15 protein-coding genes are annotated in these 16,215 nt (G+C 52.1%); 12 read left to right on the top strand and 3 right to left on the bottom strand.

The window, feature by feature from the left end; translation table 11 throughout:
* Positions 1–70 precede the first annotated feature (70 nt).
* Together JOD01_RS12715 and JOD01_RS12710 are read left to right on the top strand one after the other, a co-directional pair.
* The gene (locus tag JOD01_RS12715; RefSeq protein ID WP_338028556.1) at positions 71–1,012 is read left to right on the top strand and encodes an ABC transporter ATP-binding protein; all 942 of its coding nucleotides are present in this window, start codon (positions 71–73) and stop codon (positions 1,010–1,012) included.
* Positions 1,009–1,992: an ABC transporter permease gene (locus JOD01_RS12710; RefSeq protein WP_204518707.1), complete on the top strand. Its 984-nt coding sequence runs from the start codon at positions 1,009–1,011 to the stop codon at positions 1,990–1,992. Before JOD01_RS12715 ends, JOD01_RS12710 begins: the two co-directional genes overlap by 4 nt.
* 94 nt (positions 1,993–2,086) lie before the next feature.
* Here the strand turns inward: JOD01_RS12710 and JOD01_RS12705 are convergent, their stop codons facing one another.
* From JOD01_RS12705 to JOD01_RS12695, 3 genes are read right to left on the bottom strand one after another with little or no spacing between them, the layout of a single operon-like run.
* Positions 2,087–3,610, bottom strand: coding sequence for a hypothetical protein (locus JOD01_RS12705; protein ID WP_204518706.1), 1,524 nt, complete (start codon positions 3,608–3,610; stop codon positions 2,087–2,089).
* On the bottom strand, positions 3,597–4,160 hold the full coding sequence (locus JOD01_RS12700; protein WP_204518705.1) for an RNA polymerase sigma factor: 564 nt from the start codon (positions 4,158–4,160) through the stop codon (positions 3,597–3,599). The genes JOD01_RS12705 and JOD01_RS12700 overlap by 14 nt, the downstream gene beginning before the upstream one ends.
* Before the next feature lie 51 nt (positions 4,161–4,211).
* The gene (locus JOD01_RS12695) at positions 4,212–5,891 is read right to left on the bottom strand and encodes a DNA repair helicase XPB (protein WP_204518704.1); all 1,680 of its coding nucleotides are present in this window, start codon (positions 5,889–5,891) and stop codon (positions 4,212–4,214) included.
* A gap of 188 nt (positions 5,892–6,079) precedes the next feature.
* Between JOD01_RS12695 and JOD01_RS12690 the strand changes: the two genes are divergently transcribed.
* The 10 genes from JOD01_RS12690 (at position 6,080) to surE (ending at position 16,129) form a co-directional block, all read left to right on the top strand.
* Positions 6,080–7,399 carry a hemolysin family protein gene (locus JOD01_RS12690; protein WP_204518703.1) on the top strand — a complete coding sequence of 440 codons (1,320 nt, stop codon included), beginning with the start codon at positions 6,080–6,082 and terminating at the stop codon, positions 7,397–7,399.
* A gap of 256 nt (positions 7,400–7,655) precedes the next feature.
* On the top strand, positions 7,656–8,093 hold the full coding sequence (locus JOD01_RS12685; protein ID WP_239565429.1) for a tellurite resistance TerB family protein: 438 nt from the start codon (positions 7,656–7,658) through the stop codon (positions 8,091–8,093).
* Between the two features lie 183 nt (positions 8,094–8,276).
* Positions 8,277–9,893 (top strand): nitrite/sulfite reductase, encoded by a 1,617-nt coding sequence (locus tag JOD01_RS12680; protein ID WP_204518701.1) that lies wholly within the window; start codon positions 8,277–8,279, stop codon positions 9,891–9,893.
* Positions 9,894–9,915: 22 nt separating this feature from the next.
* Positions 9,916–10,152, top strand: coding sequence for a DUF3906 family protein (locus tag JOD01_RS12675; RefSeq protein ID WP_204518700.1), 237 nt, complete (start codon positions 9,916–9,918; stop codon positions 10,150–10,152).
* A gap of 253 nt (positions 10,153–10,405) precedes the next feature.
* A complete protein-coding gene (locus JOD01_RS12670) occupies positions 10,406–11,491 on the top strand; it encodes an inorganic phosphate transporter (RefSeq protein ID WP_275581955.1) in 1,086 nt (361 codons plus the stop codon).
* Positions 11,488–12,225 carry a phosphoadenylyl-sulfate reductase gene (locus JOD01_RS12665; protein ID WP_204518699.1) on the top strand — a complete coding sequence of 246 codons (738 nt, stop codon included), beginning with the start codon at positions 11,488–11,490 and terminating at the stop codon, positions 12,223–12,225. Before JOD01_RS12670 ends, JOD01_RS12665 begins: the two co-directional genes overlap by 4 nt.
* A 28-nt stretch (positions 12,226–12,253) precedes the next feature.
* Positions 12,254–13,396 (top strand): sulfate adenylyltransferase, encoded by a 1,143-nt coding sequence (gene sat / locus JOD01_RS12660; protein ID WP_204518698.1) that lies wholly within the window; start codon positions 12,254–12,256, stop codon positions 13,394–13,396.
* A gap of 19 nt (positions 13,397–13,415) precedes the next feature.
* Positions 13,416–14,030: an adenylyl-sulfate kinase gene (gene cysC / locus JOD01_RS12655; protein WP_204518697.1), complete on the top strand. Its 615-nt coding sequence runs from the start codon at positions 13,416–13,418 to the stop codon at positions 14,028–14,030.
* A gap of 111 nt (positions 14,031–14,141) precedes the next feature.
* Positions 14,142–15,101 carry a S8 family peptidase gene (locus JOD01_RS12650; protein WP_338028555.1) on the top strand — a complete coding sequence of 320 codons (960 nt, stop codon included), beginning with the start codon at positions 14,142–14,144 and terminating at the stop codon, positions 15,099–15,101.
* A gap of 227 nt (positions 15,102–15,328) precedes the next feature.
* Positions 15,329–16,129, top strand: a complete 801-nt coding sequence (gene surE / locus JOD01_RS12645; protein ID WP_204518695.1) for a 5'/3'-nucleotidase SurE — start codon at positions 15,329–15,331, stop codon at positions 16,127–16,129.
* Positions 16,130–16,215: the final 86 nt, after the last annotated feature.

Raw genomic sequence — 16,215 nt, 5'->3', positions numbered from 1 at the left:
GTGTAACACAAGCGAACAGCCTTCGTCAGTTTGTAAAAGACGGTTTGGCATGTTTGCAGGAGAGGGGACTGTGGATTTGTCGGCAGAAGTAATTCTTTCGGTTACGCATCTGCAAAAAGCAATCAGACGCAAACCAATTATTCGCGACATTACGTTTGAGGTGTACCGCGGCGAAGTATTCGGTTTTCTCGGGCCAAACGGGGCCGGCAAAACAACGACGATTCGCATGCTGGTCGGCTTGGCCGCTTACGATGGCGGCGACATTAAAATTGGCGGTTATTCTTTGCGCGATGATTTTACCCGGGCAATCAGCCAGGTTGGCTGTATCGTTGAAAACCCGGAATTATACAAGTTTATGAGCGGACGGGAAAATCTGGAGCATTTTGCGCGAATGAGCGGAAACATCTCCGCTGAGCGCATCGACGAGGTGGTACGGCTCGTTGATTTGGCTCATGCGCTCGATGACAAGGTAAAAACATATTCGTTGGGTATGCGCCAACGGCTGGGCATTGCTCAAGCTTTGCTGCATCGCCCGCGCCTGTTGATCCTCGATGAACCGACCAACGGCTTGGACCCGGCCGGCATCAGGGAAATGAGGTTGTTTATCCGCAGGCTGGCGGAAGAGGAGCAGCTGGCTGTTTTTGTGTCCAGCCACATGCTGAGCGAAATTGAAATGATGTGCGACCGGGTGGCGATCATTAACCAGGGGAAAGTGATTTCCGTTGGTTCGGTTGCTTCCTTGATGGAGCAATTCGCCGACCAGGTGGAATGGACGTTTGCCCAGGACAAACTGGATGCCGGCATGGAGCTGCTGCGCTCGCTTCCTTTTGTCAAAGAGGCTTGGCTGACGGCGGAACAGCGGGTGAAGTGCCGCATGGAGACGGACAAGATCGCCGAGGCGAACAAGGCGCTCGTCCAGGCAGATATCCCGATCCTTGGCATTGCCACCAAAACGGTTACGTTGGAGGACTTGTTCCTTTCGTTAACGACGGGAGGGGAAGCGACGGCATGATCGCTTTGATACATAATGAGACGTTAAAATTGTTGCGTCGTCGGCGGTTCCTCGTCGTGCTGCTGATTCTCGCGATCTTGATCCCGATTTTCACCTATGCTCAATACAAATCGGTTCTGACCGCACAAGAGCGGATGGGGACAAGCGATTGGCGGGCTCTGCTCCAGCAGCAAATCGTCGATACGCAAAATCGGTTGGCTTCCAGCAGAATGCCCGCAGAGTGGCAAGAGTTTCTCAAAGTGCGCATCCAGCAGCAGCAATACTACCTCGATCACAATATCAACCCGATGGCGCCGGGAGCCCCGACGTTTGCCCGGGGATTTATGGACCAGGCGATCTCCCTTTTCTTGCCGATGATTATCGTCGTGTTGGCGGTTGATCTCGTTTCAGCGGAATTTAGCGAAGGGACGATCAAACTGCTGTTGACCCGGCCGATTCGCCGCTGGCAAGTGCTGGCAAGCAAGTACTTGACTTTGTTGTTGTTTGTTTCATTGGTCATCATCGCTACGCTGATGCTTGCCTCCCTGATCTCCGGAATTGTCTTTGGTTACAGCGGCTGGGATTTGCCTGTGTTGACCGGCTTTCAAGTGGTCGGCAGCGAACTGGATACATCGCGGGTGTTTGTCCTGCCGCAATGGCAATACTTGCTGATGCAATACGGTCTGGGCTGGTTTGTGTCGGTTGTCGTCGGTACGATCACCTTCATGGTTTCCGTGTTGGTGCGCAGCGCCGCGGCCGGTATGGGGATCATGATGGCAGCGCTGATCAGCGGAACGATTTTGACCCAAATGGCTTCGACCTGGGAATCGGCGAAGTACTTGTTCAACGTCAATCTCGGCTTAACTGATTATTTGGCAGGAGTGCTGCCGCCGATTCGCGGGATGACGCTGTCCTTTTCGCTGGCGGTATTGTCGGTTTGGGCCATCGTTTCGCTGATGATCGCCTTTGTTGTCTTTATTCGCCGCGATGTGACGACATGATATTGTCTGCCTCGGTTGGCCCTCCGCCGATTAGGTCCTCTCACGCTAAAAAACGCAGCCTTTCCCGATGAAGAAAGGCTGCGTTTTCGTATGCTCAATTCCATTGCAAATGTCCGGCCAATTCGATCACATCATTCAGGGCAACGCCTCGTCCTTTAATAACGACATAGAGCGATTGGTTTAATTTTAAAGTATTGAAGTAAACGGCATGCTGCATTTGCGCTTCCTGTCCGGCCGGGTCAGTATAGGTGACTCCGATGGCTTGTTCGGTATCGACCGTAAACAGCCGAGTCTCACTGAACGTACCGGGGATGGAGAGACTTCTTTTTCCTTGCAAATTGCGGGTCACTTCGATTTGCACCAAATCCTGGTTTCGGCTGTATTCCGCGACAATTTCGGTGACGTTCTTGCTTGTCTCCGATTCATATTGCAAAGCGACAGAATGCAAGGTAAAACCTTCCGGCAATGCGTTTGCTGAAGGAACTGGCAAATCCGACACTTGCGCCGCGGCAGCGACATCCGTAAAAGTAGAAACCGTTAAAGGCTGCTCGGGCAGTTCCTTTAGAGCAGGCGGGCCGATCAAGGCAGCTTCGCTGGCCGCGTTTGCTCCATCCGCTTGTTTCGCTCCCGCTTGCGCCGCATCTTCCGCCTCATCTTCCGCTTCAGTGGCGGGCAGGGCAGCGATTGACATCTGTGCACCGCTTTCCGGTTGCGGAGCAGACAAGGCGGCGAATGTTGACTGTTGCGTTGCTGCGGCTGCGTTTGCGGATGCTTCCGCTTGCTCCGAAACAGGTGCTTTTGCCGCTGCCGGTTTGTTCCGCGCTGGTATCGACGGATGAGCGGGAGCTTGCAACGAGGCGGCTGTTTCCGTCTGCGCTTGTGCTGCCGCTTGTTGCTGCAGCGGTTCGCTGACCAGCGATTGATCAAGCACCGGTGCAGTGTTGGCGATGGCGATTTCCCGCGAAGGATTTGCCGGTGTTTCTGTCTGGATTTCCTTCGTTCCCTCATCCGCTTGCGGCGCGCTGTCCGAAACCGCTGCCGGAGCAGAAACGGTCTGTTGGGCGGCACTTGGTTCAACTTCTGCCGGCTGGCTGCTTGGGACGGGTGCTGCCGCCGGTTTCTTGAGAGCAGCGGCGATCTCGGTTGATGTGTTTCCCGGATTTGTCCCCGACGGATTGGCGTCCGATTCGCCTGGGGAATCTTTGGTCTGCATATTTGTTGCCATCTGCTTTTCGACATTGCTTGCAGAATCGAAGGAACCGCTCATCCCTTTGAAACTGATCAGACCGACTGCGAGCAGGATGCCGGCAGCGCTGATCCACGCCGCAGCGGGATAACGGCGTCTGACTTTTTTTGCCAAGGATGACTCGCCTAACGGTTGTCCTGCTGCTGAAAGCGGAGGGAAATCGGGTGAAGCCTGTTGTTGGTATATGGCCTGCATGATGCGATCTTCCAATTGAACGGAAGGATGAGGATACTCTTTCATAAACTGTTCCTCCTCGTCGCTGATCGAATTTGCTTCAATCCAGCTCAGACATTCATCGCATTCGGCCAAAAGCGACAGCGCTTCCTCATCCGTTTGTTCCATCCACTTTTCCCGAAATTCATGGCAGTTCATGTACGAGCCCTCCTTCCAAACGAGTTAGGATTTTGGCAAATTCTTGACGGGCACGAAGATAGCGAACACGGGCCGTTGATTCAGCAACTCCCAGCAAATTCGCAATCTTGTCGAAGGGATACTCATGTGTGCAACGCAGGACGATCACTTCGCGGTATGGTTCTGACAACATGGAAAATGCCGCCTCGATTTCCTTGCGGCGTTCTTTGCCCAGCAGTGATTCTTGCGGTGATTCTTCACGCGTCTGGGCAGGAACGTATTTTAATTGTTCGTCGGAGTCATGTACCTTTCGCCTTCGCAGAAAATCAATGGTTTTATTGCGGGCCAGCGTATGCAACCAAGTGCTGAATTGGCTCTCACCACGGTAGGTAGACAGCTTTTCATATGCTTTCACAAAAACTTCCTGGGTTAAATCTTCCGCATCGGTACGATTGTTCACCATTTTATAGATAAAAACAAAGATCATATGCTGATAGCGTTGGATTAACTCGCGGTATGCCTCGATGTCGCCTTGGATAATCCGCTGGATGATTTCGGCGTCGGAATGCATTGATCTCCGGCCTCCCTTCCCTTTGTAAGACGATATATTGTTTCTAATGTTTCATGACAGCTGTTCAAGATCAATGATTTCATAACGATATCCTTGCTCGACAAGAAAAATTTGCCGCTGACGGGCATATTCCTGTTCGCTTGTATCCCGGGTAATCAGCGTATAAAAATAGGCTTCATTTTCTTGCGATTTGGGCCGCAAAATCCGGCCAAGCCGTTGCGCTTCCTCCTGTCGCGAGCCAAACGTCCCGGAAATTTGAATGGCGACATTGGCATCGGGCAGATCGACGGCGAAATTGGCTACTTTGGAGACGACCAGGCAATGGATTTCACCGTTTTTGAATTGCTGAAAGAGCCGCTCGCGGTCGCGTTCCGCCATACGACCGGTGATGCAGGGGACGCCCAATTCAGCCGCAATTTGCGTCAATTGCTCGACATACTGCCCGATGATCAAAATTCGGCCGTCTTGATGACGGTTGAGCAAGCGTTTGATGACATCCAACTTTCGCGGGTTTTCCGCGGCAATCCGGTATTTCTGCTGGGAAGTGGCGCCGCTGTATTGTTGCCGCAGCCGCGGTTCAAACGGCAGGCGGATTTCCTGACAGTGCGCCTGCGCGATCCAGCCATTCCGTTCGAGAACTTTCCACGGCAAGTCAAAACGTTTGGGGCCGATCAAGGAGAAAACTTCTTCCTCGCAGCCGTCTTCCCGGACAAGCGTAGCGGTCAGCCCCAGCCGTCTTCTCGCCTGTATGCCTGCGGTCATGCGAAAAACCGGAGCAGGGAGCAGGTGAACTTCGTCATAAATGATCAGCCCCCAGTCGCGTTTGGAAAAGAGCGGCATATGCACATACTCATCCGTTGTCTTTCGCCGATGCGTCAAAATTTGGTAGGTAGCGACCGTGATCGGTTTTACCTCTTTTTTCTGCCCGCTGTACTCGCCGATCAATTCGGGAGCGATGTCGGTTTTGTCCAGCAGTTCGCTGATCCACTGTTTGACCGAAGTGGCATTGGTGGTCAGGATCAGCGTAGCGGTCTGCAGTCTGGCAATCGCTCCGATGCCGATGACCGTTTTGCCGGCACCGCACGGCAGCACCAGCACACCGCTTCCGCCGCTGGACGCCCCTCCGGCGTGAAAACTGTCGATCGCCTGTATTTGATATTCGCGCAAAGCAAAGGAAGCTCCTTTAGCAGTTCGAGATTTTAATGAAATGGCAAGATGCTCGCCTTGCAGGTACCCTGCTCGATCGTCCACGGGAAATCCGAGCTTGATCAATTCCTGTTTGATCAAACCGCGGCTGTCAGGTTTGATCAGCACGCTCGTTGGCGTGATCCGCTTGTCCAGATGCGGCTGAATTTGGCGAAAGCCAATGATTTCCTCCAGTGTCAGCGGATCATCACAAAGCAAAAGCAATTGGTTTTCTGCCTGTTCCAGGCGAAGCAGGCCGTACCTGCCCATCCACTCGTCAATCTCTTTGACCAGCGTAGGCGGAACGCCGTATTTGCTGTACGCCTGAAGGGTATCAATCACCTGTTGGGCGGACAGACCGCTGGCCGCTGCGTTCCACAAGGAAAGCGGGGTGATCCGGTATGTATGAATATACTCGGGACTTTTCACCAATTCACCAAAAAGGTTCAGTGCTTGTCTTGCCTCGGAAAAGAACGGATTTTCCACTTCCAGCAAAATGCTGCGGTCACTTTGCACAATCAGGGGCTTCTCGGGTTGGAAAGACATGAACCAATGTCACCTCTTAACCGATTATAGTAGTTTCATCCTACCATAAGTCGAAAGGGAAGGAAAAAAATCATAGGCGTTTGACAAATAACGGCAAGGTTTAGGCGAAGGTGAACTACCAACCATATTTCTTGGGCAGTTAGGGTAAACTAACCGAAGTTGACGAAAGGAGGCTCGAATGAAACACGATGGACATGTGGAGTGCCGCGTTTCATTTGCTGATCGTCTGGATTCTTGTCTTTCTTAATGGATTTTTTGTCGCAACGGAGTTTGCCGTCGTCAGAATGAGGGAGTCGCGCATTGCCCAGCTGGTCGCGGAAGGCAACAAAGGCGCGCGCAATGTGGAAGTGTTGTTGAACAACCTGGATGCCTATCTCTCTGCCACGCAATTGGGCATTACCCTTGCGTCCCTGGCGTTGGGCTGGTTGGGGGAACCGGCCGTCTCCCGGTTGATTCACCCATTACTGGCATATGCCGGCGTAGGGGAAACCGCTACTGAAACCATTTCGGTGATTGTCGGATTTTTATTGATTTCCTTTTTACATATCGTATTGGGAGAATTGGCGCCCAAATCATTGGCGATCCAGAAGACGGAGTCCATATCCTTGTTGGTCGCCAAGCCAATTCAATTGTTTTACAAATTGATGTATCCGTTTATCATCATGCTCAACTGGTCGGCTTCCACCGTTTTGCGCTTGTTTGGGATCAGTATGGAGCCCCATCAGGAAGCTCATACAGAAGAAGAAATTCGCATTCTGGTCAACGAAAGTCACAAAAGCGGCCTGATCGACCAAACCGAACTGATGCTGGTCGACAATATTTTCGACTTTTCGGAAACGATGGCCCGCGAAATTATGGTCCCGCGAACGGATATGGTGGTGTTAAACCTGCGTGATACGTTTGAGGACAATGTGAGACTGGTTGAACATGGACGGTTTACCCGTTATCCGGTTGTTGACGGTGACAAGGATCATATTGTGGGAAGTTTGCACATCAAGGATTTGCTGACGAACCTTCTGCAACACGGCGAGCGCTCGTTGCAAGAAATTATGCGGCCCATCCTGACCGTTCCGGAAACGATTTCGATCAGCCGCCTGCTGACCATGCTGCAAAAACAGCGCAGTCAGATCGCAATTCTGATCGACGAGTACGGCGGAACGGCCGGACTGGTTACGGTTGAAGATATTATGGAGGAGATCGTTGGCGATATACAGGACGAGTTTGATAATGAACGTCCGGAAATCGAGAAGAAGGATAACTTTTTGTCGCTGGACGGGCGATTGTTGCTGGAAGAAGTAAACGACTATTTAAACCTCTCGCTGGATGACAGTGAAGTGGATACGCTGGCTGGCTGGATTTATATGCAGATTGACCATCCGCCAAAAGTGGGCGATACGGTGGTCATGGGGGACTATGAATTTGTCGTCGGGGAAGTGGATCATTTCCGAATTACGCGTGTCCTGGTCAAAAAAGTGCCCCAGACGCAGCCGGGCGAGCCAACCAACTAACCTTTTGACGTTGAAACGTAAAAATGGCAATGTTGTTACTTCATTAAAAATTAACTTCGACTTTCGGCAAAATGCTGTTACAATGAGGGGGAATCGGCGTGATTGCCAATCTATCCGCCGAACAGCCCGCTAAAATGACAGCGAAAGAAAAAGACAGGATGTTTGACAAAAATGGCGGTTCCAGCTGGGTTAAAAAATGAAACCGCTTTCTTTTTGTCTCGTCGATCGGGAAAGGAAGCCAAAGGAGGAAGAGCGGTTGCAATCGAAACAAGAGAAAGAAAAAGAACAACAATTGCTGTTTTTATCCATCCGTCTGATGATCTGTGTCGGCCATGCAGATGGATATGTCGGAGAAAAAGAGATCTCCAGAATCTATCAAGTGGTGGGAAACGAACCGTTTTCCTTGCGCGATCGGCAGATTTTGATGAATGATATCGATGAGCCGAAAAGCCCGGAATCGATCCTGGCCGAGGCGATCACGCTGACGTTGACCGAAAAGTTGACGCTGTTGCGCAAGCTTTACAATATGGCAATTATCGACCGCAAGCTTAACAAAGCGGAAGAACAGGAAATCCGCAAAATATCGCAGCTGCTCGGCATCTCTGAAGAGAAGCAGCGCCAAGTGGAAGAGTGGGTATACGAAGGATTGAAATGGAAGGCTCGTTGGGAAGAAATTTTAGCAGATTGCGAATAAGCGACAGCAGTGACGCAAACAGGTTGCCCGAGTGGCAGCCTGTTTTTTATGAAAAGAAAAATAATTGACAGAAAATAGGCGATCGATTTATAATTCCAACTAAACATATTGGTTTAAGCGGAAACAAGCATCAACGGTTTTGTTATGCAAATGAGCTTTATGCGGAAAAGGAGTGGATGATTCATGGCTGAACAAAAAAAGTGGAAATGGGCCGATGATCCTTCATTGAACAAAATGGAATTGACCAAGCTGGAGAAAGATGGCCTGGATGTGATTGAAACGATCGTCAATCGCTATTCCAAAGAAGGATACCAATCTATCGATGAGGCGGATATGGACCGGTTCAAATGGGCCGGGGTATATCAGCAGCGCCCGAAAGACGGCCACTTTATGATGCGCGTTCGCATCCCGGGGGGAATTTTGACCAGTGAACAAGCGCGGGTGCTGGCTGGAATCGCCGCAGATTATGGCCGCGATCTGGTCGATGTGACAACACGTCAGGCTGTGCAGTTTCACTGGCTTACCGTTGAATCGTTGGCCGATATTTTTAATCGCCTTTCTTCGGTCGGTCTCTCTTCTTTTGAAGCGTGCGGGGACTGCCCGCGGACGATCGTGGGAAATCCGCTGGCCGGAATTGATCCCCATGAGATTTTGGATACTCGACCGATTATTCGGCAATTGGAAAACTTTTTTTTGCTTAATCGCGAATTTTCCAATCTGCCGCGCAAATACAAAATTTCCGTGTCGGCCAATATTTATAACGCGGCACACGCGCAAATCAATGATTTGGCCTTTACTCCGGCCAAGAAGATGATCGGTAACGAAGAAGTGCTTGGTTTTCATGTCTGGGTGGGGGGCGGATTGTCGGCAAAGCCGTATCTGGCTCAACAACTCGATGTGTTTGTCCGGCCCGAACAGGTTGTCGAGGTAGCGGCAGGAGTGACAACCTTATTCCGCGACTTTGGCTATCGGCAAAAGCGGACCCACGCCCGCCTGAAGTTTTTGGTAGCGGACTGGGGAGCGGAAAAATTCAAGGAAGAATTGCTGAATTTGACCGGAGCACTGCCGGAACGCGGCGAAGATCTGCTGCAAGGCTGGAATGCCGGTTATTTCTACGGACTGCATGAGCAGCGGCAAGCGGGTTATTTTTATGCCGGCTTGTCTGTGCCCGTTGGACGGATGAATGCCGACGAATTAAGCGAATTGGCGCGCCTGGCCGACGAATACGGCGATGGCACGATCGGAACCTGCAACACCCAAAATGTGCTGATCCGCAACATTCCCGCGGAAAAGGTCGATGCTTTCCGCAGCGAGCCGATTGTCGTCTCCCGCTTCAAACTGAAGCCGAACACTTTTGTCGGCTATGCGGTATCTTGCACCGGCATCGAGTATTGCAACCTGGCGATCGTGGAAACAAAAGAACGGATGCGTTCCCTTGCCGAGTATCTCGATCAGACCGTTCAGCTTGATACGCCGCTGCGCATCCATATGGTCGGTTGCCCCAATTCCTGCGGTCAGCGGCAAATTGCCGATATCGGTCTGCAGGGAGCTTTGGTGAAAACCGCATCCGGCATGGTGGAAGCGTTTGATGTGTATGTCGGCGGGACTTTGGAAGATCCCCGCTTTAATCAAAAGCTGAGCGCCCGGGTCACGTCTGACCGGCTCGGACCGTTTCTCGCCCAATTGATCACGCTCTACAAGGCGGAAAAACGGGCGGACGAACCGTATTGGCGCTATGTCGAACGGGTTGGCGTCGAGCACATTCAGCAGCAGGTGAACGAGATATTACAAACGGCTTAAAAGGCGAGGAGCGAAGCAAACGATGGCAGAACAACAGCCGGAAACTTACTTGTACAAATTGGAAGCGGTCTTGGAGGAAGAGCGCCTGTTGACGGTGGTCGTTTTGGCGACGTCGGACGAAAAAGCGTTTCAGACAGCGGAAAACAATATCCTTCGCCATACGGTCAAACCGCCGCAAATCAAGGAACTCAGCCTGGTGGAGAAGAAACCGCTGGGGCGGCACGGCGTAGGCTATGTGATCGAAACCGCCCATTTTTAACATAATCAAAAAAACGATTTCGACATTCTTACCTTAGACATTCACCTAAAGGGGTTAACTCGGCATACCGTAACTGTAGGAGTGTTGGAGTGAGATCCTTGTCTCGCGCCAATCGGCGCACCAGTACGATGGGATGGTCGAAGCAAAATGCGGAGCAGTTGAAGGTTTGAAATACGATCGATCCTGAATAACGCTTATCCCCCTGTACGACAAGCACTGTTTTTAATTTGCATGGTAGGAGGTCGTCATACCCTTGTTTTGGAGCTATGTCGCGATCACGATTGCATTGTTTTTCGCCATGAACATCGGGGCGAGCGGAACGGCTGCCTCCATGGGGGCAGCATACGGGAGCGGTGCTGTTCGCAGCAAGCGGGCAGCCATGGTACTGGTCGCGGTAGGAGCTCTGTTGGGGGCCATCATCGGTGGAGGTGAGGTGGTCAAAACCATCGGCGGGGGGATCATTCCGTCTTCGCTGATGGTTGTGGAAACGGTCGTCATTGTGCTGGCAGCATCCACGTTCACGCTGTTTTTTGCCAATCTGTTGGGAATTCCCTTATCCACCAGCGAGGTGACGGTGGGTGCCATCGTTGGCGTCGGATTGGCTTTTCACGAAGTTTATGTCAAGCAACTGCTTGTCATCCTTTCGTTTTGGATTGCGGTTCCCCTGATCGCATTTATCGGGGGCTATATCCTGGGAAAGCTGATCTGTCGGGTAGAGCGAGCTAGGCCCGCTCTGCAACAGGCGGGCTCTCCGGGGGAAAAATGGCTGCGCCGGCTGCTGGTCGTCTGCGGGGTGTATGAAGCATACTCCGCTGGGATGAACAATGTTGCCAATGCGGTCGGGCCGCTAGTTGGCGCCGGAATTATGAGTGAGACAACCGGAATTTCCCTGGGAGGTTTGGCCGTCGCCGCCGGATGTTTGCTGCTTGGCGGACGTGTTTTGGAGACGAACGGAAAAAAGATCACGTCACTTTCCTTGTTGCAAGGAAGCGCAGTTTCGTTTACCGGGGGCACCCTGGTGATCGCCGCTTCTTTGTTCGGTATTCCTGTCCCGCTGACTCAGGCCACCACATGCGCGATTTTGGGAGTAGGTACTGCGGAAAACGGCTTTATGCTGTGGCAAAAAAGCATCATCAAGCAAATTGTGATGGTTTGGATCGTTTCACCCGTCTCCTCCCTTGTGATTTCCTACGGTTTGGTTTATCTGGTGCTACGCTCGGACGTCTATATGGTGATCGTCTTGCTGAGCGTCTTTGTCGCAACCTTAGGTTCAGTCGTCCTGATGCGGTTGGTACGAAGTGAAAAGAGTTCGATAAACGATCAAGGAGGAGGCATATGAGCTGGAAATACGATACCTTGTCAGACGAACGTCTTGCTGCGGTTAATCAACAATTGGGCAAGGGAGACACGTTGGATGTAATCAAATGGGCGTACAAAACGTATGGCGATGAGCTGGTTTACGCCTGCAGCTTTGGCGCGGAAGGCGTCGTTTTGCTGGATTTGATCAGCCAGGTGAAAAAAGATGCCCGCATCTTCTTCCTTGATACAGACCTGCATTTTCCGGAAACGTACGAATTGATTGAACGAGTGCGTTCGCGCTATCCCTCGCTGCAAATTGCCATGGTCCAACCGGAGTTGTCGCTTGCGGAACAAGCGGCTGCTTACGGGGACGAATTATGGAAACGTCAACCGGATATGTGTTGCCAATTGCGAAAAGTTCGGCCGCTGGAGCGCGTCTTGACTGGCGCGACTGCCTGGATGTCGGGCTTGCGGCGGGAACAATCGCCAACCCGGGCCAATGTACAATTTGTCAACCGTGACGAGCGGTTTCGCTCGGTCAAAATCTGTCCATTGATTCATTGGAAATGGGATGAAATATGGCAATACATCCGCATGTTTGAATTGCCCTACAATCCTTTGCATGATCGACAGTACCCCAGTATCGGCTGTGCGCCGTGCACCAAAGCGGTTGCGGCCGGCGAGGATTTGCGGGCGGGGCGGTGGTCCGAAAGCGGCAAGACCGAATGCGGACTGCATCTGCCTCCGCCGTCTTCCAATTCCCTGTCGATGTAGCAGATTTTCTCGTAAAGGAGTTGCCCATATGAGCCTGAGTCAACCACATGGTGGTGTATTAATCAATCGTTTTGATCCTTCTGCAGATGTTGCACAGGCTATCCATGATGTGGAACTGGATGGCTTTGCTCTTTCCGACCTGGATTTGTTGGCCAATGGCGCATACAGTCCACTTGAAGGATTTATGAATGAAGCAGATTATCACAGCGTCGTCGAACAGATGCGGCTCGCTGACGGCCAGGTGTGGAGCATTCCCATCACCTTGCCGGTGACAGAGGAGACCGCCCGGATGCTGCAAGTGGGCGAAACGGTCCGATTGACTTTTCAGGGAGTCGTCTATGGCTTGCTGAAGATCACCGATCTGTATCGCCCTGACAAACGGAAAGAGGCCCGGTGCGTCTATGGCACGGAAGATATCGCCCATCCCGGTGTCAAAAAGATGTTCGATCGTCCGAATGTCTATCTGGGCGGGCCGGTAACCGTTGTCCGACGGCGGGAGAAAGGAAAGTTTGCCGCCTTTTCTTTTGACCCTGCCGAAACTCGCCGGCTGTTCGCTGAAAAAGGCTGGAAAACGGTTGTCGGCTTTCAGACCCGCAATCCGGTTCACCGCGCTCACGAATATATTCAAAAATCCGCGCTGGAAATCGTCGATGGCTTGTTTTTAAATCCGCTTGTCGGGGAGACCAAAGCGGATGACATTCCGGCTGAAGTGCGCATGGAAAGCTATCAGGTGCTGCTTCGCCAATATTACCCGAAAGAACGGGTGCAACTGGCCGTTTTTCCGGCAGCGATGCGCTACGCGGGACCGCGTGAAGCGATCTTTCACGCGCTGGTGCGCAAAAACTTTGGCTGTACCCATTTTATTGTCGGAAGAGATCACGCAGGCGTAGGCAATTACTACGGAACGTATGACGCCCAACGGATCTTCCAAAACTTCACCAGTGAGGAGCTGGGCATCACACCGCTCTTTTTTGAAAACAGCTTTTTCTGCAGGGCTTGCGGGAATATGGCCTCGAGCAAAACTTGTCCGCATCCGGCTGAAGATCATGTCTCTCTCTCGGGGACGAAAGTTCGCGAAATGCTGTCCAAAGGAGTAGCGCCGCCACCGGAATTCAGCAGACCCGAAGTGGCGCAGGTATTGATCGCCGGCCTGCAAAAAATTCCAGGATAACAGAGAGGAGCGAGTGCAGATGGCGAAGGAAGCGACAGTCGCCCCACACATCGTCTGGCATCCGACGACCGTCACGAAAAAAGACCGGCAAGACAAAAGCGGACACAAAAGCTGTGTGCTGTGGTTTACCGGGCTTTCCGGAGCGGGTAAATCAACGCTGGCCAATGCCGTCGAGAGTTTGCTGCATGAAAGAGGATTCCGCACCTACGTTTTGGACGGCGACAATATCCGCCACGGTTTGAACCGCGGTTTGGGGTTTGGCCCGGAAGACCGCAGGGAAAATATTCGCCGGATTGCCGAAGTGGCGAAATTATTCGTTGATGCCGGTGTGATCACCTTGACTGCGTTTATTTCTCCCTATCGCGAAGATCGGGCATTGGCCCGCGGGTTGTTGGATCAGGGAGAGTTTATCGAAATTTATGTCAAATGTCCGCTGGAACTTTGCGAGAAGCGCGATCCAAAAGGTTTGTATCAGAAGGCGCGGAACGGTGAAATTGCGGACTTTACCGGAATTTCCGCTCCATATGAGGAACCGCTGTCACCGGAATTGGTTATCGACAGCGGCGAGTTGTCGGTGAGAGAATCGGCCGAACGGATCGTGCAGTATTTGCACGAACAAGGAATTGTCCAGTAATCGGCAAGAGGATTACCTGAAAATTGGCGGAGAGTAGGCGGCAGTCTATTCTCCGCTTTTGTCATGCACATAAGATGAAGGGAAATCGAGATTCTCTGGAGGGATATGTGCGTGCACAAACTCATCACGTTACCGACAAGAAAAGCGTACCATTTTTGTTTGTCATGCCTGGAAAAAGAGGCGGCGGTGAAACAGAAGGCCAAGGTTTTTGGCTCCCTTCGCACCTTGGTCGTGCCGGAGGAGCACGTCGAGACACTGTGCAAAATGTTTGGCAAGCAGAAACACGTCGTGTCCGACAACGTGCGAATCCGGCTGCATATGGCCGAGGAAATCCCTTGGGGAGTGGAAAGCATCGGCGCTCCGAAATATTGGAGCACGACCAAAGGGCAAGGGGTGAAAGTGGCGGTCATTGATACGGGCATTTCCCGCACGCACCCCGATTTGCAAGGACAGGTAAAAGGCCGCGTCATTTTTGCCAACAACGGTCGCGGCTACAAACAAATCGACGGCCATGGCACGCATGTAGCGGGAACAATCGCCGCGGTCGCCAACCAAAAGGGCATCGTCGGCGTTGCCCCGGCAGTCGAATTGTATGATGTCCGCGTATTTGCGCCCGACGGAACAGCATCGACAGCCGATATCGTGGAGGGGCTCAACTGGGCGGTTGAAAACAAGATGGATATCGTCAACATGAGTTTCGGGACAACAGAAGACAACTATGCATTGCGCCATGCCATCCAGCAGGCGCATAGGGCGGGGATTGTGCTGGTCGCCTCGGCAGGCAACAACGGCGGAAAATTGGAATATCCCGCTGCTTACAAAGGAGTGGTGGCGGTTGGCGCCGTTGACCGAAAAAATAGCCTCGCCGAGTTCAGTTCCCGCGGGAAAGGTCTCGATGTCCTGGCCCCGGGGGTCGGCATCAAATCGACCTGGTTGAACAATGAATACAAGGTGCTGGATGGAACTTCCATGGCGGCTGCCCATGTTTCCGGTTTGTACGCGTTGATGCTCTCGCAAAAAAGGCGGCAATCTGTGCGATCCTTGCGCAAACAACTGTCGGCCAAGCGCTAGCTGCGCCGCGCCACAGGCCGCGCGCAGGTGTGGATCGTCCGGGTCGCCGCCTTGGAAGAGACGTCTCTTTGGCCACAAAAAATGTTTTTCCGCAAACGGAGGCGTTTTCCCCAAAGGAAAGCGCCTCTGTTTTTTACGTTTTCGCTCGGACAGCAGTTTTTCCGCGGAGTTCTACCGGTTTGCATTTTTTGGTACAATAAAAAAATCGAAGCGAGGAGGAAGAAACGATGACGAGAGTATTGGTAACCAATGATGACGGGATCAATGCACAAGGAATCCGCAAACTGGTTGAAGCGTTGATGACACAAGCCGATCTGGACATTTACGTGGTCGCCCCGAGCGAGGAGCGAAGCGGAGTCGGGCACGGGTTAACTTATCGTTCCGCCGTGTTGCCTGAAGCGCATCCTTTTTACGGTTACCCGGTTAAAGCTTGGGCAGTCAATGGCAATCCCGCCGATTGCGTAAAAGCGGCATTCCATCTTTTATTCCAGGAAGGGGTCAAGCCCGATCTCGTTTTTTCCGGGATCAATGTCGGCAGCAATCTGGGGCGTGACGTTTACTATTCGGGAACATGCAGTGCGGCACGGGAGGCTGTCATTTTGGGTGTTCCGGCAGTTGCTCTCTCCTATGACAATTGGTACGACCAGGAAAATTACGGGGAAATTGTCACGATTGTTCAACCGTTGCTTGCGGAGTTTTTGCAGCAACAAAGCCGGAAGCAATTGCCGACTGACGTATTTTGGAATATTAACATTCCGCATCGCTCCAGTCAGGACATTCAAGGGGTCGCTCCGGCTGTTTTGGCAATGGATCATTATCAGGATGTGTATAAACGGGAGGAAGAAGGCTATTGGTTGCAGCGGGAATATCCGGAGCATCTCGGTCAACAGGAGCGCGAAGATTACCGCTTGCTGCAAGAGGGGTACATCACCGTTACGCCGATTCATATCGATGCTACCGATAAGGCGCTGCTGGAAACTGTGAACGACTGGTCTGTGATCAAAAACTGGCGATCGGGCCAGCAATAGACAAAATACGAAAAAACAGACAGCAAAACCGAATAAAATCGCTCGTTCGACCGTTTGCTGCGAATTCGCAACTTTTGCCAAACGGT

It is taken from the genome of Brevibacillus fulvus, from assembly GCF_016908525.1.
In the GTDB taxonomy this organism is placed as follows: Bacteria; Bacillota; Bacilli; order Brevibacillales; family Brevibacillaceae; genus Brevibacillus_G; species Brevibacillus_G fulvus.
The sequence above is the reverse complement of the archived record's forward strand: the minus strand, read 5'-3'. Positions and strand labels throughout refer to the sequence as shown.

Excerpts from the sequence above, each read along its gene's own strand:
- JOD01_RS12710 (WP_204518707.1), top strand. The coding sequence starts at position 1,009 with ATGATCGCTTTGATACATAATGAGACGTTAAAATTGTTGCGTCGTCGG.
- JOD01_RS12705 (WP_204518706.1), bottom strand. The coding sequence starts at position 3,610 with ATGAACTGCCATGAATTTCGGGAAAAGTGGATGGAACAAACGGATGAG.
- JOD01_RS12700 (WP_204518705.1), bottom strand. The coding sequence starts at position 4,160 with ATGCATTCCGACGCCGAAATCATCCAGCGGATTATCCAAGGCGACATC.
- JOD01_RS12695 (WP_204518704.1), bottom strand. The coding sequence starts at position 5,891 with ATGTCTTTCCAACCCGAGAAGCCCCTGATTGTGCAAAGTGACCGCAGC.
- JOD01_RS12690 (WP_204518703.1), top strand. The coding sequence starts at position 6,080 with ATGGACATGTGGAGTGCCGCGTTTCATTTGCTGATCGTCTGGATTCTT.
- JOD01_RS12680 (WP_204518701.1), top strand. The coding sequence starts at position 8,277 with ATGGCTGAACAAAAAAAGTGGAAATGGGCCGATGATCCTTCATTGAAC.
- JOD01_RS12675 (WP_204518700.1), top strand. The coding sequence starts at position 9,916 with ATGGCAGAACAACAGCCGGAAACTTACTTGTACAAATTGGAAGCGGTC.
- JOD01_RS12665 (WP_204518699.1), top strand. The coding sequence starts at position 11,488 with ATGAGCTGGAAATACGATACCTTGTCAGACGAACGTCTTGCTGCGGTT.
- sat (WP_204518698.1), top strand. The coding sequence starts at position 12,254 with ATGAGCCTGAGTCAACCACATGGTGGTGTATTAATCAATCGTTTTGAT.
- cysC (WP_204518697.1), top strand. The coding sequence starts at position 13,416 with ATGGCGAAGGAAGCGACAGTCGCCCCACACATCGTCTGGCATCCGACG.
- surE (WP_204518695.1), top strand. The coding sequence starts at position 15,329 with ATGACGAGAGTATTGGTAACCAATGATGACGGGATCAATGCACAAGGA.